The sequence below is a fragment of the Lawsonibacter sp. genome, assembly GCF_022777125.1.
GTDB classification, from domain to species: domain Bacteria; phylum Bacillota; class Clostridia; order Oscillospirales; family Oscillospiraceae; genus Lawsonibacter_A; species Lawsonibacter_A hominis.
Genome location: NZ_JALFGV010000094.1, coordinates 1 through 15,627, shown reverse-complemented (window position 1 = coordinate 15,627; position 15,627 = coordinate 1). Strand labels below are relative to the sequence as shown.

Sequence of the window (15,627 nt, the reverse complement as noted above, 5' to 3'; positions counted from 1 at the left end):
AACAGAAAGAGGGTATTTGATGTGAAAAAACTGCTTTCTCTCGCGCTTGCCGCCGCGCTTGCCGTCACCTGCCTGTCCGGCTGTTCCGGCAGCGGCGGGACCGCCCCCAGCACGGGTGCGCCCCAGACCAGTACGCCTGAGAGCGGCGCCCCCGAGACCCCTGCCGCCAACAGCGATCTGGTGGTGGACCTCTCCGACATCTCCGTCGGCGCCTGCGTCATGTCTCTGCGCCACGAGTTTATGGCAAACCTGGTGGTGGGCTACAAGGAATTCATGGCACAGACCAACTGCAATGTGATCATCACCGACGGCGGCAACATGGAACCGGAAAAGCAGGTCACCAACGTGGAGAACTACATCGCCCAGAACGTGGACGGCATCCTGTGCCAATGCATCTCCGTGGAGACGATGAAGGACACCCTGAAGCACGCCATGGACGCCGGCATCCCGGTGGGTATCTATCCCTACGACACCAGCGTGGGCGCGACCACCTACTTTGGCTACAACGAGTATGACTGGGGCTACAGCCTGGGCGAGAACGCCGCCGACTGGATCAACAGCAAGCTGGACGGCTCCGCCAAAATCCTCAACGTGATCACCACGCTGGAGGAGGCCGCCGTACAGCGCAGCCAGGGCTGGCAGGACGCCATCAAGGCCCTGTGCGACGAGAGCAAGCTGGAGTGGGTCACCGTGGAAGCCACAAGCTCCGAGGACGCCATGGCCACTACTGAGTCCGCCCTTCAGGCCAATCCGGACGTGGACATGGTGCTGGTGTACAACGACGAAATGGGCATCGGGGCCTACCAGGCCATCGTCCAGTCCGGGCTGGACACCACCAACATGTACCTGGGCTCCTGCGACGGCACCGACACCGTGCTGGACTATGTGCAGGAGGATACCGTCTACCGCTGCACGGTGGGCAACGACCGCTTTGTGTCCGAGATCGGCTTCTACTGGGTGGAGAACATGGTGAAGATCGCTCTGGGCATGGACTATGACGATCCCTTCCCCATCACCACCATTGCCATCACCAAGGACAACGTGGACGACTATCGCTCCCGTGAGCCCGAGTACGTCATCTCCCAGGACCTCATCGATTTCGTCAATAACATGTAAGAAAAACCTGCGCTCCCTTCTTCCGGATGCCCGCTCGTCATCGGGCGGGCGTCCGGAAGCTGCTTTTCCGGCAGTTGGGAGCACCGGAAAGGTGACACTATGGAGAAAAAGATCATTCTCTCAGCGCAGGGCCTGACCAAGAGCTATGGCCCCATTACCGTGCTGGATCATGTCAGCGTCGATTTTCGGGAAGGGGAGATCCACGCCCTGATCGGAGAAAACGGCGCGGGCAAATCCACCTTGTGCAAAATTCTCTCCGGCGCTATCACACCGGAGAGCGGCAGCATCGTCACCGGCGGCCAGACCTACCCCAGCCTGACCCCCATTAAGGCCAAGGCAGCGGGAATCGGCATGGTGTATCAGGAGTTCAATCTGGTGCCGGAGCTGTCCATCTGGGAAAACCTGTTTGTCGGCAAGGAGATCCGCCGCGGTCCCCTGATCGACTCCAAGGCCATGCTTCAGCGCAGCCGTGCGGTCTTTGCGGACATGGGCGTCAACATCGACTGTCAGGCCAAGATCAAGGATATCTCGGTGGCCTACTGCCAGCTGGTGGAGATCGCCAAGGCCCTTCTGGAAGAGAGCAAGCTGCTCATCCTGGACGAGCCCACCGCGCCGCTGACCAACGCAGAGATCGACATCCTGTTCCGGGTGCTCGCCAAACTGAAGGCGGACGGCATCTCCATGATCTACATCTCCCACCGGCTGGAAGAAGTCTTCCGCATGTGCGACAAGATCACGGTCCTGCGGGATGGGCAGTTCATTCGTACCATGGATGTGGCCGACACCAGCAAGGAAGAGCTCATCCACCTGATGATCGGCCGCGAGCTGTCGCAGGAGTTTCCTCCCCGTCCGGGCCGCTTCGACTATGCCGGGGCCAACACCGTTTTAAAGGTGGAACACCTGACCAACCGGAAGCTCAAGGACGTCTCCTTTGAATTAAAAGAGGGGGAGATCCTGGGTATTGCGGGCCTGGTGGGCGCAGGCCGCACCGAGACCGTGCGCGCCATTTTCGGCGCGGACAAGCTGGACAAGGGGACCATCTCCATCCGCGGCAGGCCGGTCGCCATCAAAAACCCCTCTCAGGCCATCAAAAACGGCATCGGCCTCATTCCAGAGGACCGCAAACGGGAGGGCCTCATGCTCATCCTGCCCATCAGCATCAATATGTCCATTGTGGTCATCCAAAGGCTGTGCCGCGGCCTGATGATCTCCAGCCGCAAGGAGAAGGAGCTGCTTCAATCCAAGGTCAAGCTGCTGTCCGTCAAGCTGCCCTCCCTGGACAAGCCGGTCTCCAGCCTTTCCGGCGGCAATCAGCAGAAGATCGTCCTGGCCAAGTGGCTGTCCACCAACGCGGACATTCTCATCTTTGACGAGCCCACCCGCGGTATCGACGTGGGCGCCAAGCGCGAAATCTACGACTTTCTGTTTGACCTGAAGTCCAAGGGGAAAAGCATGATCGTCATCTCGTCCGAGATGTCCGAGATCCTGAATCTGAGCGACCGCATCCTGGTGATGCATGAGGGCGCGCTGAAGGGCGAGCTTTTCTATCAGGACGCTACTCAGGACAAAATACTCAGCCTTGCCTCCGGCCTGGCGTGATGGAGATGAGGAGATAACCATGAATACAAAAGGAACCGCGGGAAAGCTGATTTCCTTCTACAATAAATTCGGCATTATTTTTATCCTGATCCTGGAGCTTATTATTTTCTCGGTGGCCAACTCCAACTTCTTTACCCCCAACAACCTCTTTCTGGTGGGCCGTCAGGTCTCCTTCTACGGCATTGCCGGCGTTGGGATGACCATGGTGCTGCTGGTGGGCGAGATCGACATCTCCGTGGGCTCCATCCTGGCCTTTACCGGCTGCCTTTCCGCCACGCTGATGACCCAGATGGGCCTGTCCATCCCGGTGGCCTTCCTGCTCACGCTGCTGCTGTGCTGTGTGTTCGGCCTGGTCTCCGGCACGCTGACCGCCGTGCTCAAGATCCCCTCCCTCATTGGCACGCTGGCCATGCAGACGATTATCAAGGGATTTACTTACCTGATGACCGGCGGCAGCTCGGTCACCGGATTGTCCGACCGCTTCAAGCACCTGGGCCAGGGGTTCCTCTTCGGCGTGATCCCCATTCCCCTCATCGTCATGGTGGTCATGTTCGCCCTGGGCTTTCTGCTTCTCAACCGCACCTTTCTGGGCCGGCGGATCTATGCCGTGGGCGGCAATCAGGAAGCCGCCCGTCTTTCCGGCATCAAGACCCGTGCCGTCGTGGTGGGTACGTTTGTGGTCTCTGCCGTCACCGCCGGCATCGCCGGCGTTCTGATGGCCGCCCGCCTGGGGACCGGCCAGCCCTCCACCGGCTCCGACTTCGCCATGGACGTGCTCACCGCCACCGTCTTGGGCGGCGTCACCCTCCAGGGCGGCAAGGGCTTCGTACTGAATGTGTTTATCGGCTCCTTTATCATCGGCATTCTCTCCAATGGCCTGACCATGTGCAACGTGCCCGAGTACTGGCAGTGGATCATTAAGGGCCTGGTCTTCCTCTTTGCCGTGGCCATGAGCAACCTGGAAGCCCTGATGAGCAAGAAGTAAGGAGGCGGCGTATATGGGTATCATCGAAAAGCTGCGGCTGGACGGGAAGACGGCGTTTGTCACCGGCGGCGCCCGCGGGATCGGCAAGAGCGTGGCCACGGCCTTCTGCGAGGCCGGAGCAGACGTGGCCATTGTAGACATCGATCCGGACGAGGCGGAGAAAACCGCTGCCGCCCTGGCCGCCGGCACCGGCGCACGCACCCTGGCCGTCCGGGCGGACGTGACCGATCCGGCGGATGTGGACGCCATGATGGCCTCCATCCTGGCCCGCTACGGCAAGCTGGACGTGGCCTTCTGCAACGCGGGCATCTGCCGGAACATCCCCGCCGAGGAGATGAGCTATGAGCAGTGGCGCAGCGTCGTGGACGTCAACCTGACGGGCGTTTTCCTCACCGCCCAGGCGGCGGGGCGGCAGATGCTCCGGCAGGGGGGCGGTTCCATCATCAACACCGCCTCCATGTCGGCCCATATCGTCAATGTCCCACAGCCTCAGTGCTCTTACAACGCCTCTAAGGCCGGGGTCATTCAGCTCACCAAGTCCCTGGCGGTGGAATGGGCCGCCCGCAATGTACGGGTCAACTGCATCAGTCCCGGTTATATCGGCACCGAGCTTACCCTAAACTCCCCCACGCTCGTCCCCCTCATTGAGCAGTGGAACGCCGTGGCGCCCCTGCACCGCATGGGAAAGCCCGAGGAGCTGCAGGCCATCTGCGTATATCTGGCGGGGGACTCCAGCGCTTTTACCACCGGCGCTGATTTCGTCATCGACGGCGCCTTTACTTGTATCTGAGTGAAAATTTTGCTGTGAAAGGTAGTAGACTAGTTATGGAAGCAAAGGGAACTCTGCCCAAAACCATGAAGGCTCTTGTGGCCTACAGCGCCACCGACTACCGTCTGGAGACGGACTATCCCGTCCCCGCCTGCGGCCCCGACGATCTGTTGATCCGGACCGAGGGCTGCGGCATCTGTGCCGGCGACCTGAAGTGTCAGCATGGAGCGGCCATGTTCTGGGGGGACGACACCCAGCCCGCATGGGTCAAGCCCCCCTTCATTCCCGGCCATGAGTTCATCGGCAAAGTGGTCTGGGCCGGGGAGAACGTCAGCGGCTACGCCCTGGGCGAGCGCATCGCGGTGGATCAAATCGCTCCCTGCGGTGCGTGCCGCTTCTGCAAAGACGGACATTACTGGATGTGCCAGCCGCACGAGATCTACGGCTTCTTCCACGATTTCTGCGGCGGCATGGCAGAGTATGTGCGCATTCCCACCGGTCGCTCCGTCATCCACCGGGTCCCCCAGGACATGCCTTTGGAAGACGCCCTGCTCATCGAGCCCTATGCCTGCTCCAAGCACTGTGTGGACCGGGCGGACATCGGCTGCGAGGATGTGGTGGTGCTCTCGGGTGCCGGCACCCTGGGACTCGGCATGGTGACCTACGCCAAACTGCGCAGCCCCAAAAAGCTCATCGTTCTGGATATGCTGGACGAGCGGCTGGAAAAGGCGCGGGAATTTGGCGCCGACCTGGTATGGAACCCGGGTAAAATGGACGTGGTCGCCGCCATTCAGGAGATCACCGACGGCTATGGGTGCGATATCTATATCGAGGCCACCGGGCATCCCTCCTCCGTGGTGCAGGGCATGCAGATGATCCGCAAGCTGGGCCGCTTTGTGGAGTTTTCCGTTTTCGGCGCGCCTACCCAGTTGGACTGGTCGATCATCGGAGACCGGAAGGAGCTGGACGTGCTGGGTTCCCACCTCTCCCCCTACTGCTTCCCCTACGTCATCGACCACATTGCCGACGGAACACTGAAGACCCGCGGCGTGGTCAGCAGCGTCTTCTCCCTGGACGACTGGAAGACCGCTTTTGACCGCGCCTCCGGCCAATACGGCGACTTCAAGGTCGCCTTCCGCTTCTGAATCGGGAGGGCATGATGAAATACCTTATCGGTACCGACATCGGTACCTCGGGCACCAAATCCATTCTTATGGATACGCAGGGCCGGCTCATCGCCCAGGATCTCCAGGAATACGACGTGCTCACCCCCCAGCCGCTTTGGGCCGAGCAGTGGCCGGATGTGTGGCTGGACGCTGCAAAGCGCTCCATCCGCAATACGGTGCAGAAATCCGGAGTATCCCCTGCCGACGTGGCCGGTATCTGCATCAGCGGACTCTACGGCGGCTCCGGCATCCCGCTGGACGAGCAGATGGAACCCGTACGCCCCTGCCTGATCTGGATGGATCGCCGGGCCACGGTTCAGCAGCGCTGGGTGGAAGAACACATCGATCCGGAAAAACTGCAGCGTATCACCCACAACGGCACCGACCCCTATTACGGTTATCTGAAGATCCTCTGGATAAGGGACAACGAACCGGACAACTGGCGCCGTACCCGTCTCTTTCTCCCTCCCAACAACTATGTCATCTATCGGCTTACCGGGCAGGTGGCGATCGACTACTCTGCCGCAGGCAATATCGGCGGTATCTTCGATATGAACGCACACGGCTGGTCGTACGAGCTGATGGATGACATGGGGATCCCCCGCACGATGATGCCCCCGCGCATCGTAGAGTCCCGGGACATCGTGGGCGGCCTCACCGCCCAGGCCGGGCTGGAGCTGGGCTTGAATGAGGGAACCCCTGTGTGCGCCGGCGGCGTGGACTGCGGCGTGGCCTCCTTTGGTCTGGGCGTCTTTGAGCCCGGCGAGTATGTGGCCGCCATCGGCACCTCGATGTGCGCCGCTCTGATCCATGACCGCCCCATCCGGGCTCAGGGGCTCATCGAGTGGCCCTATGTCATCAACTCCAAGGCGCTGTCCTACTCCTTCGGCGGCGGCGCCACCGCCGGCGCTGTGGTCAAGTGGTTCCGCGATACCTTTGCCCAGCGCGAGAAGGCGGAAGAAGACGCCGGCGGAGCGAACGCCTACGCCGTCCTGGACGAGCAGGCGGCCAGCATCCCTCCCGGCTCCGGCGGCCTTATCGTACTGCCCCATTTTATGGGAGAGCGCAGCCCCGTCTGGAATACGGATGCCAAGGGCGTTATCTTCGGCCTCTCTCTGGCCCACACCAAAGCCCATATTTACCGGGCTTTTCTGGAAGCGGTGGCCTACTCCCTGCGCCACACCATGGAGTCCACCGGCGAGGACCTGGGCGAATATATCCTGTTGGCGGGCGGCGTCAGCAAGTCTCCCCTGTGGCGTCAGATCTTCGCGGACGTGACCGGCCACGCGGTGGTCTGCCCGATCCACGATGTCGAGGCCAACCTGGGCGATGTGATGCTGGCAGGCTTGGGTACCGGCACGCTCACTCTGGAGGATATCAGGAGCTGGCAGGTGCTGGATGAGAAGGTACGGCCCGACCCGGAAGCCCACGCCAAATACAATGACTACTACAAGCTCTATCACGCGGTCTACCGCGACCTGGAACAGGACATGGCGGCCATATCCAAACTGTCCTGAGCAGCGCCTCCCGTCCAAGGCCGGGGCTCCGATGGGACCCCATCCCGGCTTTTCCCCAACGGCACCGCAAGCCGCGCTGAACCGTTTTCTCCGCATCCTGCACCCCGCCGCCATTGACGCAGCAGAATTCCTTTCATCGCTGCAGTTCTGCGGGGGAGACTCCGGCTGTTTCTCCTCTCGCTTCGCACCGGATTGCAAACCCGCTTGCTGCTGATCCGCAGAGCGGCGCCCCTGTTTTCCAAAGCCATCCAGCAAAGTCATAACTACCAGCTAAAGTGGTAGCTTGAGTAGGCCCTTATAGGGCCTGTTCACAAAAGCATGCGGACGAAACGCCCTGAAAAAAGCCTTTTCCCGCTGTCAAATTAGGAAAAATGTCCGCTGGGTGCCGATCCTCCCTGCCTCTTTATCCCTTTATCGGGGTGGCGGGTTCCAATCGTTTTTCTTTATACCGCCCGTTAAGGTTTCCCCCATAAAACAGCAAACCGGCGGCAGGCCACATGGTCGTTTTCCATGTGCCCTGCCGCCGGTTTTCCGCTCTATCCGCAATAGGCGGCTGTCCTCTGCCGCTTCGCTAACATGAGCAGAAAAGGGGCGCGTTGCAAACTTTATTCTACAGCGCGCCCCTTTTGATATCATGTCATCGTCAACGATTTACTTTTTGGCAGAGATCTCAGTCTTCGTGAGCTCGGAGAAGTTACGCACGACAAGAGGCTGATCCAAAACGCCGGAGAGGATATCTTCCTTAACCATCTTGAGATAGGAGATACCAATAATCACGATGATAAAAGCGATGGGGATGGACAGCACCAGGGTAGCAGTCTGCAGGGTAGCCAGAGGCGCATCCAAAATGATAAAGCCAATAGGGATCAGGGACAGGCCAAAAGCCCAGATTAGCCGCAGGATAGGCACGGATTCACCGTTCTCCACGCGAATCTGAGAGTTGGCAGCGATGATATAGGAGGCTGAGTCATAGGAATTGGCCGCAAAGACGAAACAGAGCAGGGCCACCAAAATGACAGCAATCTTCCCGAAGGGGAGGGTAAGCAGGATTTCCACAATGGTGTTGGCGGGACCGATCTCGCTGAGGGAGTTGACCACGTCGAAGGCGCCGCTCAACTGGAGGTCCAGGCCATAGTTGCCCAGCACACCAAAGAAAAGGATGCAGCCTGCGCTGCCAAACAGCAGGGAACCGGCTACCATACTCTTGACGGTGCGGCCCTTGGAAATGCGGGCGATAAACATGCCCAGGAAGGGGGCGTAGCCGGCCCACCATGCCCAGTAGAACACAGTCCAGCTTTGGGGAAAGCCGGATAACCCGATGGAGTCGAGCCAAGTGGACATCCGGATAAAATTCTGCGCCATAAGGCCGATAGCTGTGGTGGTGGTATCATAGATAAACTTGGTGTCGCCAACCACGAAGACAAATGCGATCAGCAGCAAAGCCAGCCATACGCCTGAGTCGCTGAGGAACTTGATCCCCTTGTTCAGGCCGGAGTAAGCGCTGAGACCAAACATGGCAACGATGATGAGCAGGATGATGATCTGGAGCATGGGGGTGGCTTCGATTCCAAACAGGGTGCAAATGCATGCTGTAACCAGAGGATTGGCAAGACCCAGGGAGGTGGCCACGGCGCCCACGATGCCGAAGATGAAGAACACGTCGATGACCTTGCCCAGGGGGCCATCCACCTTCTTACCCAGCAGGCCGCGGCAACCCTCACTGCACTTTAGAACATTGCTCTTTCTCACGAACATGATATAGCCAAAGGTACAGGCAGAGACGGCGTAGATGGCCCAGGCAGTGGGCCCCCAGTGGAAGAAGCCATAAGCGGGAGCCATCTCGCCGGCCTGCCAAGTGCCGTATTCAAGGCCTAAGGGAGGCGCCTGGAAATAATAGCCCCACTCGATGAAGCCCCAGTATAGCACGCCGGCACCGACACCGCAGCAAAACAGCATAGCAGCCCAAGAGAATGTCTTGAACTCGGGCTTTTCGCCCTTGTCCCCCAGATGGACCTTGCCATAGCGGCTGACGATGATGTAGATGCAAAAGATGAGGCAGAAGATACCAAACCACATATAAGGTGCGCCCAGATAATCCAAGACCCAGCCGTTCAGTGTGCCGACAACTGCACCACTGGCCTCCGGAAACAGGATGATGGGGAGGGACAGGGCCAGGAGTGCAATCCAAGAGATGATGAGGACTTTCTTGTCAATCAGCTTCAAAGACTCTCTAAAACCTTGCTTTTTCACGTGGAAATCTCTCCTCTCATTTCATTTCTTAGCTCTCTAAGATTTTTGCGATGGCGGTGTGGAGATTTTCGTCAAAGCGGTCCAGCATATCACCATCCTCCAGGAACATAGTGATGATAGCATAGGCCTCCTCGTCGATATGATAGAAGATACCCAAACCGTGAGGCATCACAGGCGGGAAATAGCACCCCTTCATGTCATCGTTGCCGAAGGAGGTGCAGGAAAGCCTGTCCTCGCAAATGCGGGCGAAGCCCTTGCTTCGGAAAAAGGCTGGCTGCTCGGCAAAGCCCAGTTCTTGAGCGTAGTCCTTACAAACCTCACGCACGGCAAACAGGTAACGGTTGACGCCCATTCCCGCCTGTGCCTGCCTGGTACGCTCGTGGTGGGCATCCAACGCCGCCAGCATCAGCCGACGACGTTCTTCCTTTGAGACGGAATCGTCCAGCAGGGCTGCAACAAAGGCCTTGGAGGCGTGAGTCACCGGGCGATTGACCTCTGTTCGGCCGCGGAAGAACTTGCGGCAGTCCACTGAGATATAGGTGTTGCGAATGTCGTTCCAGGCCATCTGTTGGGCAGCCTGGAACGCAATGTGCATGAATCCGTCGCCGGAGAGAATCCCATGCTCTCTCAGAACGGTGCGGCTTAAACCGGGGAAGGAGACGACACGGGCATCAAAGGCGCTCATCTTACTTCGGAACCGTGCAAAGCACTGGCGCAGCCGATCTTCAAAGCTATCCAGATGGAATTGCAGTTCGCGATATGCAGCTTGATCGGTTCCAGCTGTGAGGTCCATCTCACCCAGGATCTCACCCACCCGCTTGACCAGATAGACCTCAATGCCGCCGTCGCAGTAGGTATGCTCAACGATCATAGACATAGCGCCATTGACCGCCACGTTGAACTGAGTTCCCTTGCCGTGGAAGCGGTTAAACCACAACGGGTCGCCGCAGGCGGTATAAAGCTTTTGCAGCACAGTCTCGGGGGCACAGGTGTCCAGGTTTACTACGGCTATCGCCTTTTTGATTACTTCATACTCCTCAGCGTTGCCGGGAATGGCCAGCAGCCCGGCCAGCAAGTCGCCGGCCATATCACGCTCCGGTTCGGAAGTGACCGTGTTAAAGTTGACTTCCAGCCCAGGGGTCGCATCGTTCAGGATGGCAGCAACGCTATAGCGCAGGTTGCCGTAAGGGATGGGTTTCCCCTCGGGGGTGATGACCTCGACGGTATAGATGTGGTTCTTGTACAGGACCAGACTATGCCGGGATATCTCATCGGAGATATACATGACATCCTGGCCATGAGCAATGTGGTTGATAGAGGCTAATGCGCCGAAAAGTTCGTCATTAGAATAAGTCTTTGGGCCAATGTTATAAGCGCCGTTGCCCTTCTGGCGGAATACCCGATAGGTCTCCGCCGTGGCAAAGAGGAGGGCGGCAGCTTTTTCGGCCTGGCTCAGGTTGCGGAGGGTCGGATTGTCATAGAGAATGGGTACACTGGTGTAGGGGCAGATGGGGTCGCGGAATCCCAGGTGACCCTTGACCCAGTAGTTATAGATGTAACTGTCATCAGAGCCTTCGGCCAACTCGTCCATCTTACGCTCCAGGCGGGGAAACTGTTCTAATGCTTGGAATGCGTCGACTTCATTTATAGCCTGTGCCAGTTCTTCCTTGGTGACCAGTGGCTCCAGCCAGTTCAAATAGCGCTCCAGGGTGTCGCGCAAGCCGGGGTTTGGGTAGTGAGGGAGTCCTGCATTATTTTTAATGGAAAGGTTGAATTTGATACAGTCCATATTTCCTTCACCTCAGCATCCCATGGGGCAGTGGGGGTATTTCAAGCGGAGCAGTTGTTCCACACGCACATCCTTCTGATAGAGGGTTAGGAAGCTGCTGCCGAAGCCCTCGGTGGCGGTTGGTTCTCCGTTGCAGACGGCCTCCACCTTGTCGACGATGCGCTGCCCCACCCGGGCGGCGGAATCGCTGCCGTCCATAATGCCGGTGGCATCCACATCTACGTCGTCGTTAATCAGATCTTTGTTACCGCTGACCTTGATAACAGGGACCAACTCGTTATCGAAGCCGGCAGCGCCGCTGGTCCACATGACGACCTGGACGCCCAGCGCTGCGAAGTTGGTGCCTGCACCACCGCAGAGGTGGCTGACGTCAGAGAGATAGAAGCCTGGCTTGTCGGGATGGTCGATGCCGCTGTTGCTGATTTGCAGGAAGCCCTGGATAGGAGCACTGCCGGTCTTATGAAGGGCACCGAAAGATTTTTCCTCAATGGTGGTCAAGCCTCCTATGCAGTTCCCGATGCTCATGGACTCCACAGGTGCGCCATCCACGTTCCAGCGCTTCAGTTCATTATCTGAGGCTGCGGCGATATCCGCAGCCACCTCAGGACTGATGGCCCGCCGCTGAATCTGTTCCTCACAGCCCATCAGCTCAATGAGCTCTCCGGCCACGGTAGTGGCGCCCAACTCGTAGAGTATATCTGCGGCCTTGCCCACGCTGGGGTTGGATGCGATACCCGAACTGGTATCGCTACCACCACACTTGATACCCACAAACAGGTCGGCGGCTGTGCCCTCACGCCTGGGAACCTGCTGTGCGTATTCGATCAGCTTTTCAAGTTTCTCTCGGCCCAGGGCGATGGACTTCTTGGTGCCGCCTACCTCGATGCAGTTGATCGATTCTATAGGTTTTCCGCATTTCTTTGCGTGATCGACGAAGTGACTGATGAGGATGCTGCCGCAACCCATGGCCAGCACCAGCACAGCCGCTACATTGGGGTTCGCACATATGCCCACCATTTGGTAGAAGGTCTCCTCATTGCCTCCCAGCATGCAAGTGTAATGGTTGGTCAGCACCACGACATCCCGGTGACCCTCGGCGATACGTTTTGCCAGGCCATCACAACATTCGTCCAGTGCGACAATCAGTATCTTATTTCGGATACCCAACTTGCCGTCGGGACGAATATAACCTTGAAATTTCATATTTCGTTCCACCTCATTCCGTAATGTTCATCACGCTGATGATATCCCTGATGATGGAGTCGGGAATGTCCAGGTGCATGCTGCGCACGTTATGAACATGGACCAGGTGGCCCTTAGCGATGGGTTTGATGACTACACCGACGTTCTCTCCGTACTTGATCATGGTGCTCTTTTCTGGCATGTCGCTCAACGCGAGCTTATTGCCGCTGAGAATGGGGCTTTGTGCAACAACCCTTTCCACCAAAACCTGGTTTTGGTCATACACCCAAACCATATCTCCGATCTGCACATCAAACAAGACTGTGGCTACATTGTCGTGGGGGTCCATTTGAATGGCGCGTTTTTCCATACGTTTTCCTCCTTTGCTTTGTGCTCTGCCTTATACCATTGCAAATATGGTGCCAAATCATGAAAAAAATAGCGCAAGACTTAGAGCCGGAGGGAAACGCGACAAGGCATACCGCCGTCATAAGGCGGCAAACGTCGTAAATTTGAGTTGATCGCAATTCAAATCCACATTTTGCTCGAGTCGAAAACAACTCGCAAGTTAAAAACGATTCAAATTCGCTTGCGGCCCCTGGAATTCTGTGCTACAGTAGGGCTATGGGACTGTGACTAAGCGTGATTGGAGGAGGAATGTTTCATGGACCGGACCTACCGATACCTAGACACCGATACCCTGGCCCGTCTCGTGGATGAACTGTATGACGAAGTATGCATCTACGATAACCATTACCGTATGGTTTATATTAACAAGGCCTGCCTTAGACATTACGGTTTCGAGCCAGACGACCTGATTGGCAAAGAACTTACTATTTTTGAACACGATAAATGGTGGGATACCTCTATTCTGCCTCATGTCTACCGAGATAAAAAAGCCTATGCCATACGTCAGAAGACGATTGTGGGCTCCAAACTGTTTACCGTCGCTGTCCCGATCTTTGATCGGAATAATGAAATCGAGTTCGTTGTTATGAGCGTGCGGGATACTGTCAGCGACAACCTGATCTTTACCGGAGAAAATACTGCGATCGTTGCCTCCGCGGACGAATTACGCCCGGAACTGCTCTATGAGAGCGATGAGATGAAGGCTATCATGGACAGCATCCAGCGGGTAGGCCGAACGGATGCCAACTGTCTGATTGTAGGCGAGTCGGGTACCGGCAAAACTGCCTTGGCTAAGTATATGCACAAAATCAGTGATCGCCAGGATAAGCCTTTTATCTCGGTAAACTGTGCAAGCCTGCCTAGAGAACTAGTGGAATCCGAGCTCTTTGGCTATGTCAAGGGCGCCTTTACCGGTGCCAAGAGCGGCGGCAAAACGGGGTTGTTCGAGGCTGCAAACCACGGCACCCTGCTGCTGGATGAGATTTCAGAGCTGCCGTTTTCTGCTCAAGCGAAGTTGCTCAGTGCCATTCAAGAGAAAGAAATTCTGCCCATCGGTGCCACCGCTCCGGTGAAGATCGATGTCAAAATTGTCGCCGCCACCAATAAGGACCTGACAAAGCTCATCGAAAGCAATGAATTCCGAGCGGATCTCTACTATCGTCTGAATATCTTTGAATTGACCATCCCGCCACTGCGTCAGCGCAAAAAGGATATTATACCTCTGGCCACCTATTTTCTTAACCAGTTTGACACACAGTACGGAAAGTCCCATACGTTCTCCAAAGATACCATTCCGTTGCTGCTCTCCTACGCATGGAAGGGTAATGTCCGGGAGCTACGACATGTGATTGAGCGCATCACCGTCATGGTAGATGACTTCTCTATTGAGCCGCACCACCTGCCCAAAAACATCTTCTCCGTGGTTAGCTATGATCAGACGCTGACTCCGTTCCCTACATCACTGGACGGTGCGCTGGAGGAGTTGGAGCGGCAGATGATTCTTAATTCCTACCAAAAGCACCCCTCCAGCCGCGGCGTAGCGACAGATTTGTCTATCAGTCAGACCCGTGCGGTTAAACTAATTCGAAAATATAGGCTTTGAACAGGAAAAAGCGGTTCGTTGCAAAAACATATCACAAAGAGCAAGCAGAGTTGCAGTCCCTCTAGGGGTTGCAACTCTGCTTGCTCACGTTAAGGTCTATTTATAAAGATACTGGCAAAACATGTGATGTACGCCGCATAATAACTCGACCCCATGCGGATACCAATGAGACTCAAAAATTGGTCATCAGCGGCCAGCGTTCCTCTTGGCCCTAATTCTAAACACGCCGGTACCTACAGTCATGCAACAAAATTTAGGGCTTGTTTGAAAAAAGGTGGAGATTGTGCTAAAGCAACAAAATAGCGATGGAGGCAAGATACACAAGGGCCAGGAAGGAAGCATCCGACTTGTCATATCTGGTGGCGATTCTGCGAAACCACTTGATTTTCTGGAAAAAACACTCCACCAGATGGCGCTCCTTATACAGGTGCCAGTCAACCGGCCAAGGATCGGAAACGTTGCTTTGCGGCGGGATCACATAACTGGCCCCGTGCGCTGAGATATATTCCCGAATTGCCCGAGCACCATATGCCCGGTCTGCCAGTACGGCACTCCCTCTGATCCTGACTTTTTCCAATAGTTCAACAGCGTGAACCGAATCGTGGTCATTTCCAGCGGAGAGAAGGAACTCCACCGGGTTTCCCAAACCGTCTACGACCGCGTGGAGTTTTGTGTTCCACCCACCTCTGGTACGGCCAACCGCCTTATCCGCTGTTTTTTTCCCCGCCATTTGCGCTTTCATGTACCGTTACGCAAGTGGAGTCTACGCTCAGATTCTCCATGTCCGCGTCCCCGGACAGCGCGTGAAATACCGCCTCCAGTGTGCCGTCATCCCGCCACTTGGAAAATCGTGCGTACACAGACTGCCAGGGGCCATAGGCCGCCGGCAGCTCACGCCACTGAGCACCGCTCCGGACAATCCAGAGCATCCCGTTGAGCATCGTACGATTATCTTTTCGGGGGCGGCCACGCTTTCCTGTTTCTTCCGGCGGCAGCAACGGTTTGATCCGTTCCCATTGTTCTTTTGTTAATTCATATCGTTTCATGCCCTTAGCTTCGCATAACTTGCTTTATTGTGCAACTTTTATTTTTCAAACAAGCCCTAGAGTCTGTTTTAAAACCTAGCCATTGTGTGAAAAACGACGATGTAATAGAATGGGAGCATGAAGAGACATGAAATAAGCGAAAAACAATGGAATAGGATCAAGGACAAGTTCCCGCCTGAGAGGAAGCCGCAAGGAGG

11 protein-coding genes and 1 pseudogene are annotated in these 15,627 nt (G+C 56.7%); 7 read left to right on the top strand and 5 right to left on the bottom strand.

The window, feature by feature from the left end; translation table 11 throughout:
• Positions 1-21 precede the first annotated feature (21 nt).
• The 6 genes from MR825_RS07960 (at position 22) to MR825_RS07935 (ending at position 7,152) form a co-directional block, all read left to right on the top strand.
• A complete protein-coding gene (locus MR825_RS07960) occupies positions 22-1,116 on the top strand; it encodes a sugar ABC transporter substrate-binding protein (RefSeq protein ID WP_186906876.1) in 1,095 nt (364 codons plus the stop codon).
• Positions 1,117-1,215: 99 nt separating this feature from the next.
• Positions 1,216-2,715: a sugar ABC transporter ATP-binding protein gene (locus tag MR825_RS07955; protein WP_287880015.1), complete on the top strand. Its 1,500-nt coding sequence runs from the start codon at positions 1,216-1,218 to the stop codon at positions 2,713-2,715.
• A 19-nt stretch (positions 2,716-2,734) separates the two neighbouring features.
• On the top strand, positions 2,735-3,700 hold the full coding sequence (locus MR825_RS07950; protein WP_186906878.1) for an ABC transporter permease: 966 nt from the start codon (positions 2,735-2,737) through the stop codon (positions 3,698-3,700).
• Between the two features lie 13 nt (positions 3,701-3,713).
• A complete protein-coding gene (locus MR825_RS07945; protein ID WP_287880012.1) occupies positions 3,714-4,490 on the top strand; it encodes an SDR family oxidoreductase in 777 nt (258 codons plus the stop codon).
• Between the two features lie 35 nt (positions 4,491-4,525).
• Positions 4,526-5,614, top strand: a complete 1,089-nt coding sequence (locus MR825_RS07940; RefSeq protein WP_256175398.1) for an alcohol dehydrogenase catalytic domain-containing protein — start codon at positions 4,526-4,528, stop codon at positions 5,612-5,614.
• A 14-nt stretch (positions 5,615-5,628) separates the two neighbouring features.
• Positions 5,629-7,152, top strand: coding sequence for an FGGY-family carbohydrate kinase (locus MR825_RS07935; protein WP_186906881.1), 1,524 nt, complete (start codon positions 5,629-5,631; stop codon positions 7,150-7,152).
• 651 nt (positions 7,153-7,803) lie between these two features.
• Here the strand turns inward: MR825_RS07935 and MR825_RS07930 are convergent.
• From MR825_RS07930 to MR825_RS07915, 4 genes are read right to left on the bottom strand one after another with little or no spacing between them, the layout of a single operon-like run.
• Positions 7,804-9,402 carry a BCCT family transporter gene (locus MR825_RS07930; RefSeq protein ID WP_256175402.1) on the bottom strand — a complete coding sequence of 533 codons (1,599 nt, stop codon included), beginning with the start codon at positions 9,400-9,402 and terminating at the stop codon, positions 7,804-7,806.
• A 28-nt stretch (positions 9,403-9,430) separates the two neighbouring features.
• Complete coding sequence (locus tag MR825_RS07925) at positions 9,431-11,191, bottom strand: choline/carnitine O-acyltransferase (protein WP_287880007.1); 1,761 nt, start codon at positions 11,189-11,191, stop codon at positions 9,431-9,433.
• 12 nt (positions 11,192-11,203) lie between these two features.
• Entirely contained in the window at positions 11,204-12,394 is a 1,191-nt protein-coding gene (locus MR825_RS07920) for a UxaA family hydrolase (protein WP_186906884.1), read from the bottom strand.
• Between the two features lie 13 nt (positions 12,395-12,407).
• Positions 12,408-12,743, bottom strand: a complete 336-nt coding sequence (locus tag MR825_RS07915; RefSeq protein WP_186906885.1) for a UxaA family hydrolase — start codon at positions 12,741-12,743, stop codon at positions 12,408-12,410.
• Between the two features lie 294 nt (positions 12,744-13,037).
• Here MR825_RS07915 and MR825_RS07910 point away from each other — a divergent pair, with 294 nt between their 5' ends.
• Positions 13,038-14,384, top strand: coding sequence for a sigma-54 interaction domain-containing protein (locus tag MR825_RS07910; RefSeq protein WP_186906886.1), 1,347 nt, complete (start codon positions 13,038-13,040; stop codon positions 14,382-14,384).
• A gap of 286 nt (positions 14,385-14,670) precedes the next feature.
• On the opposite strand, the pseudogene MR825_RS07905 reads toward MR825_RS07910, so the two are convergent.
• Positions 14,671-15,430, bottom strand: a pseudogene (locus tag MR825_RS07905) (IS5 family transposase).
• Positions 15,431-15,627: the final 197 nt, after the last annotated feature.

Coding starts and splice junctions, on each gene's coding strand:
- MR825_RS07955 (WP_287880015.1), top strand. CDS start 1,216: ATGGAGAAAAAGATCATTCTCTCAGCGCAGGGCCTGACCAAGAGCTAT.
- MR825_RS07950 (WP_186906878.1), top strand. CDS start 2,735: ATGAATACAAAAGGAACCGCGGGAAAGCTGATTTCCTTCTACAATAAA.
- MR825_RS07945 (WP_287880012.1), top strand. CDS start 3,714: ATGGGTATCATCGAAAAGCTGCGGCTGGACGGGAAGACGGCGTTTGTC.
- MR825_RS07940 (WP_256175398.1), top strand. CDS start 4,526: ATGGAAGCAAAGGGAACTCTGCCCAAAACCATGAAGGCTCTTGTGGCC.
- MR825_RS07935 (WP_186906881.1), top strand. CDS start 5,629: ATGAAATACCTTATCGGTACCGACATCGGTACCTCGGGCACCAAATCC.
- MR825_RS07925 (WP_287880007.1), bottom strand. CDS start 11,191: ATGGACTGTATCAAATTCAACCTTTCCATTAAAAATAATGCAGGACTC.
- MR825_RS07920 (WP_186906884.1), bottom strand. CDS start 12,394: ATGAAATTTCAAGGTTATATTCGTCCCGACGGCAAGTTGGGTATCCGA.
- MR825_RS07915 (WP_186906885.1), bottom strand. CDS start 12,743: ATGGAAAAACGCGCCATTCAAATGGACCCCCACGACAATGTAGCCACA.
- MR825_RS07910 (WP_186906886.1), top strand. CDS start 13,038: ATGGACCGGACCTACCGATACCTAGACACCGATACCCTGGCCCGTCTC.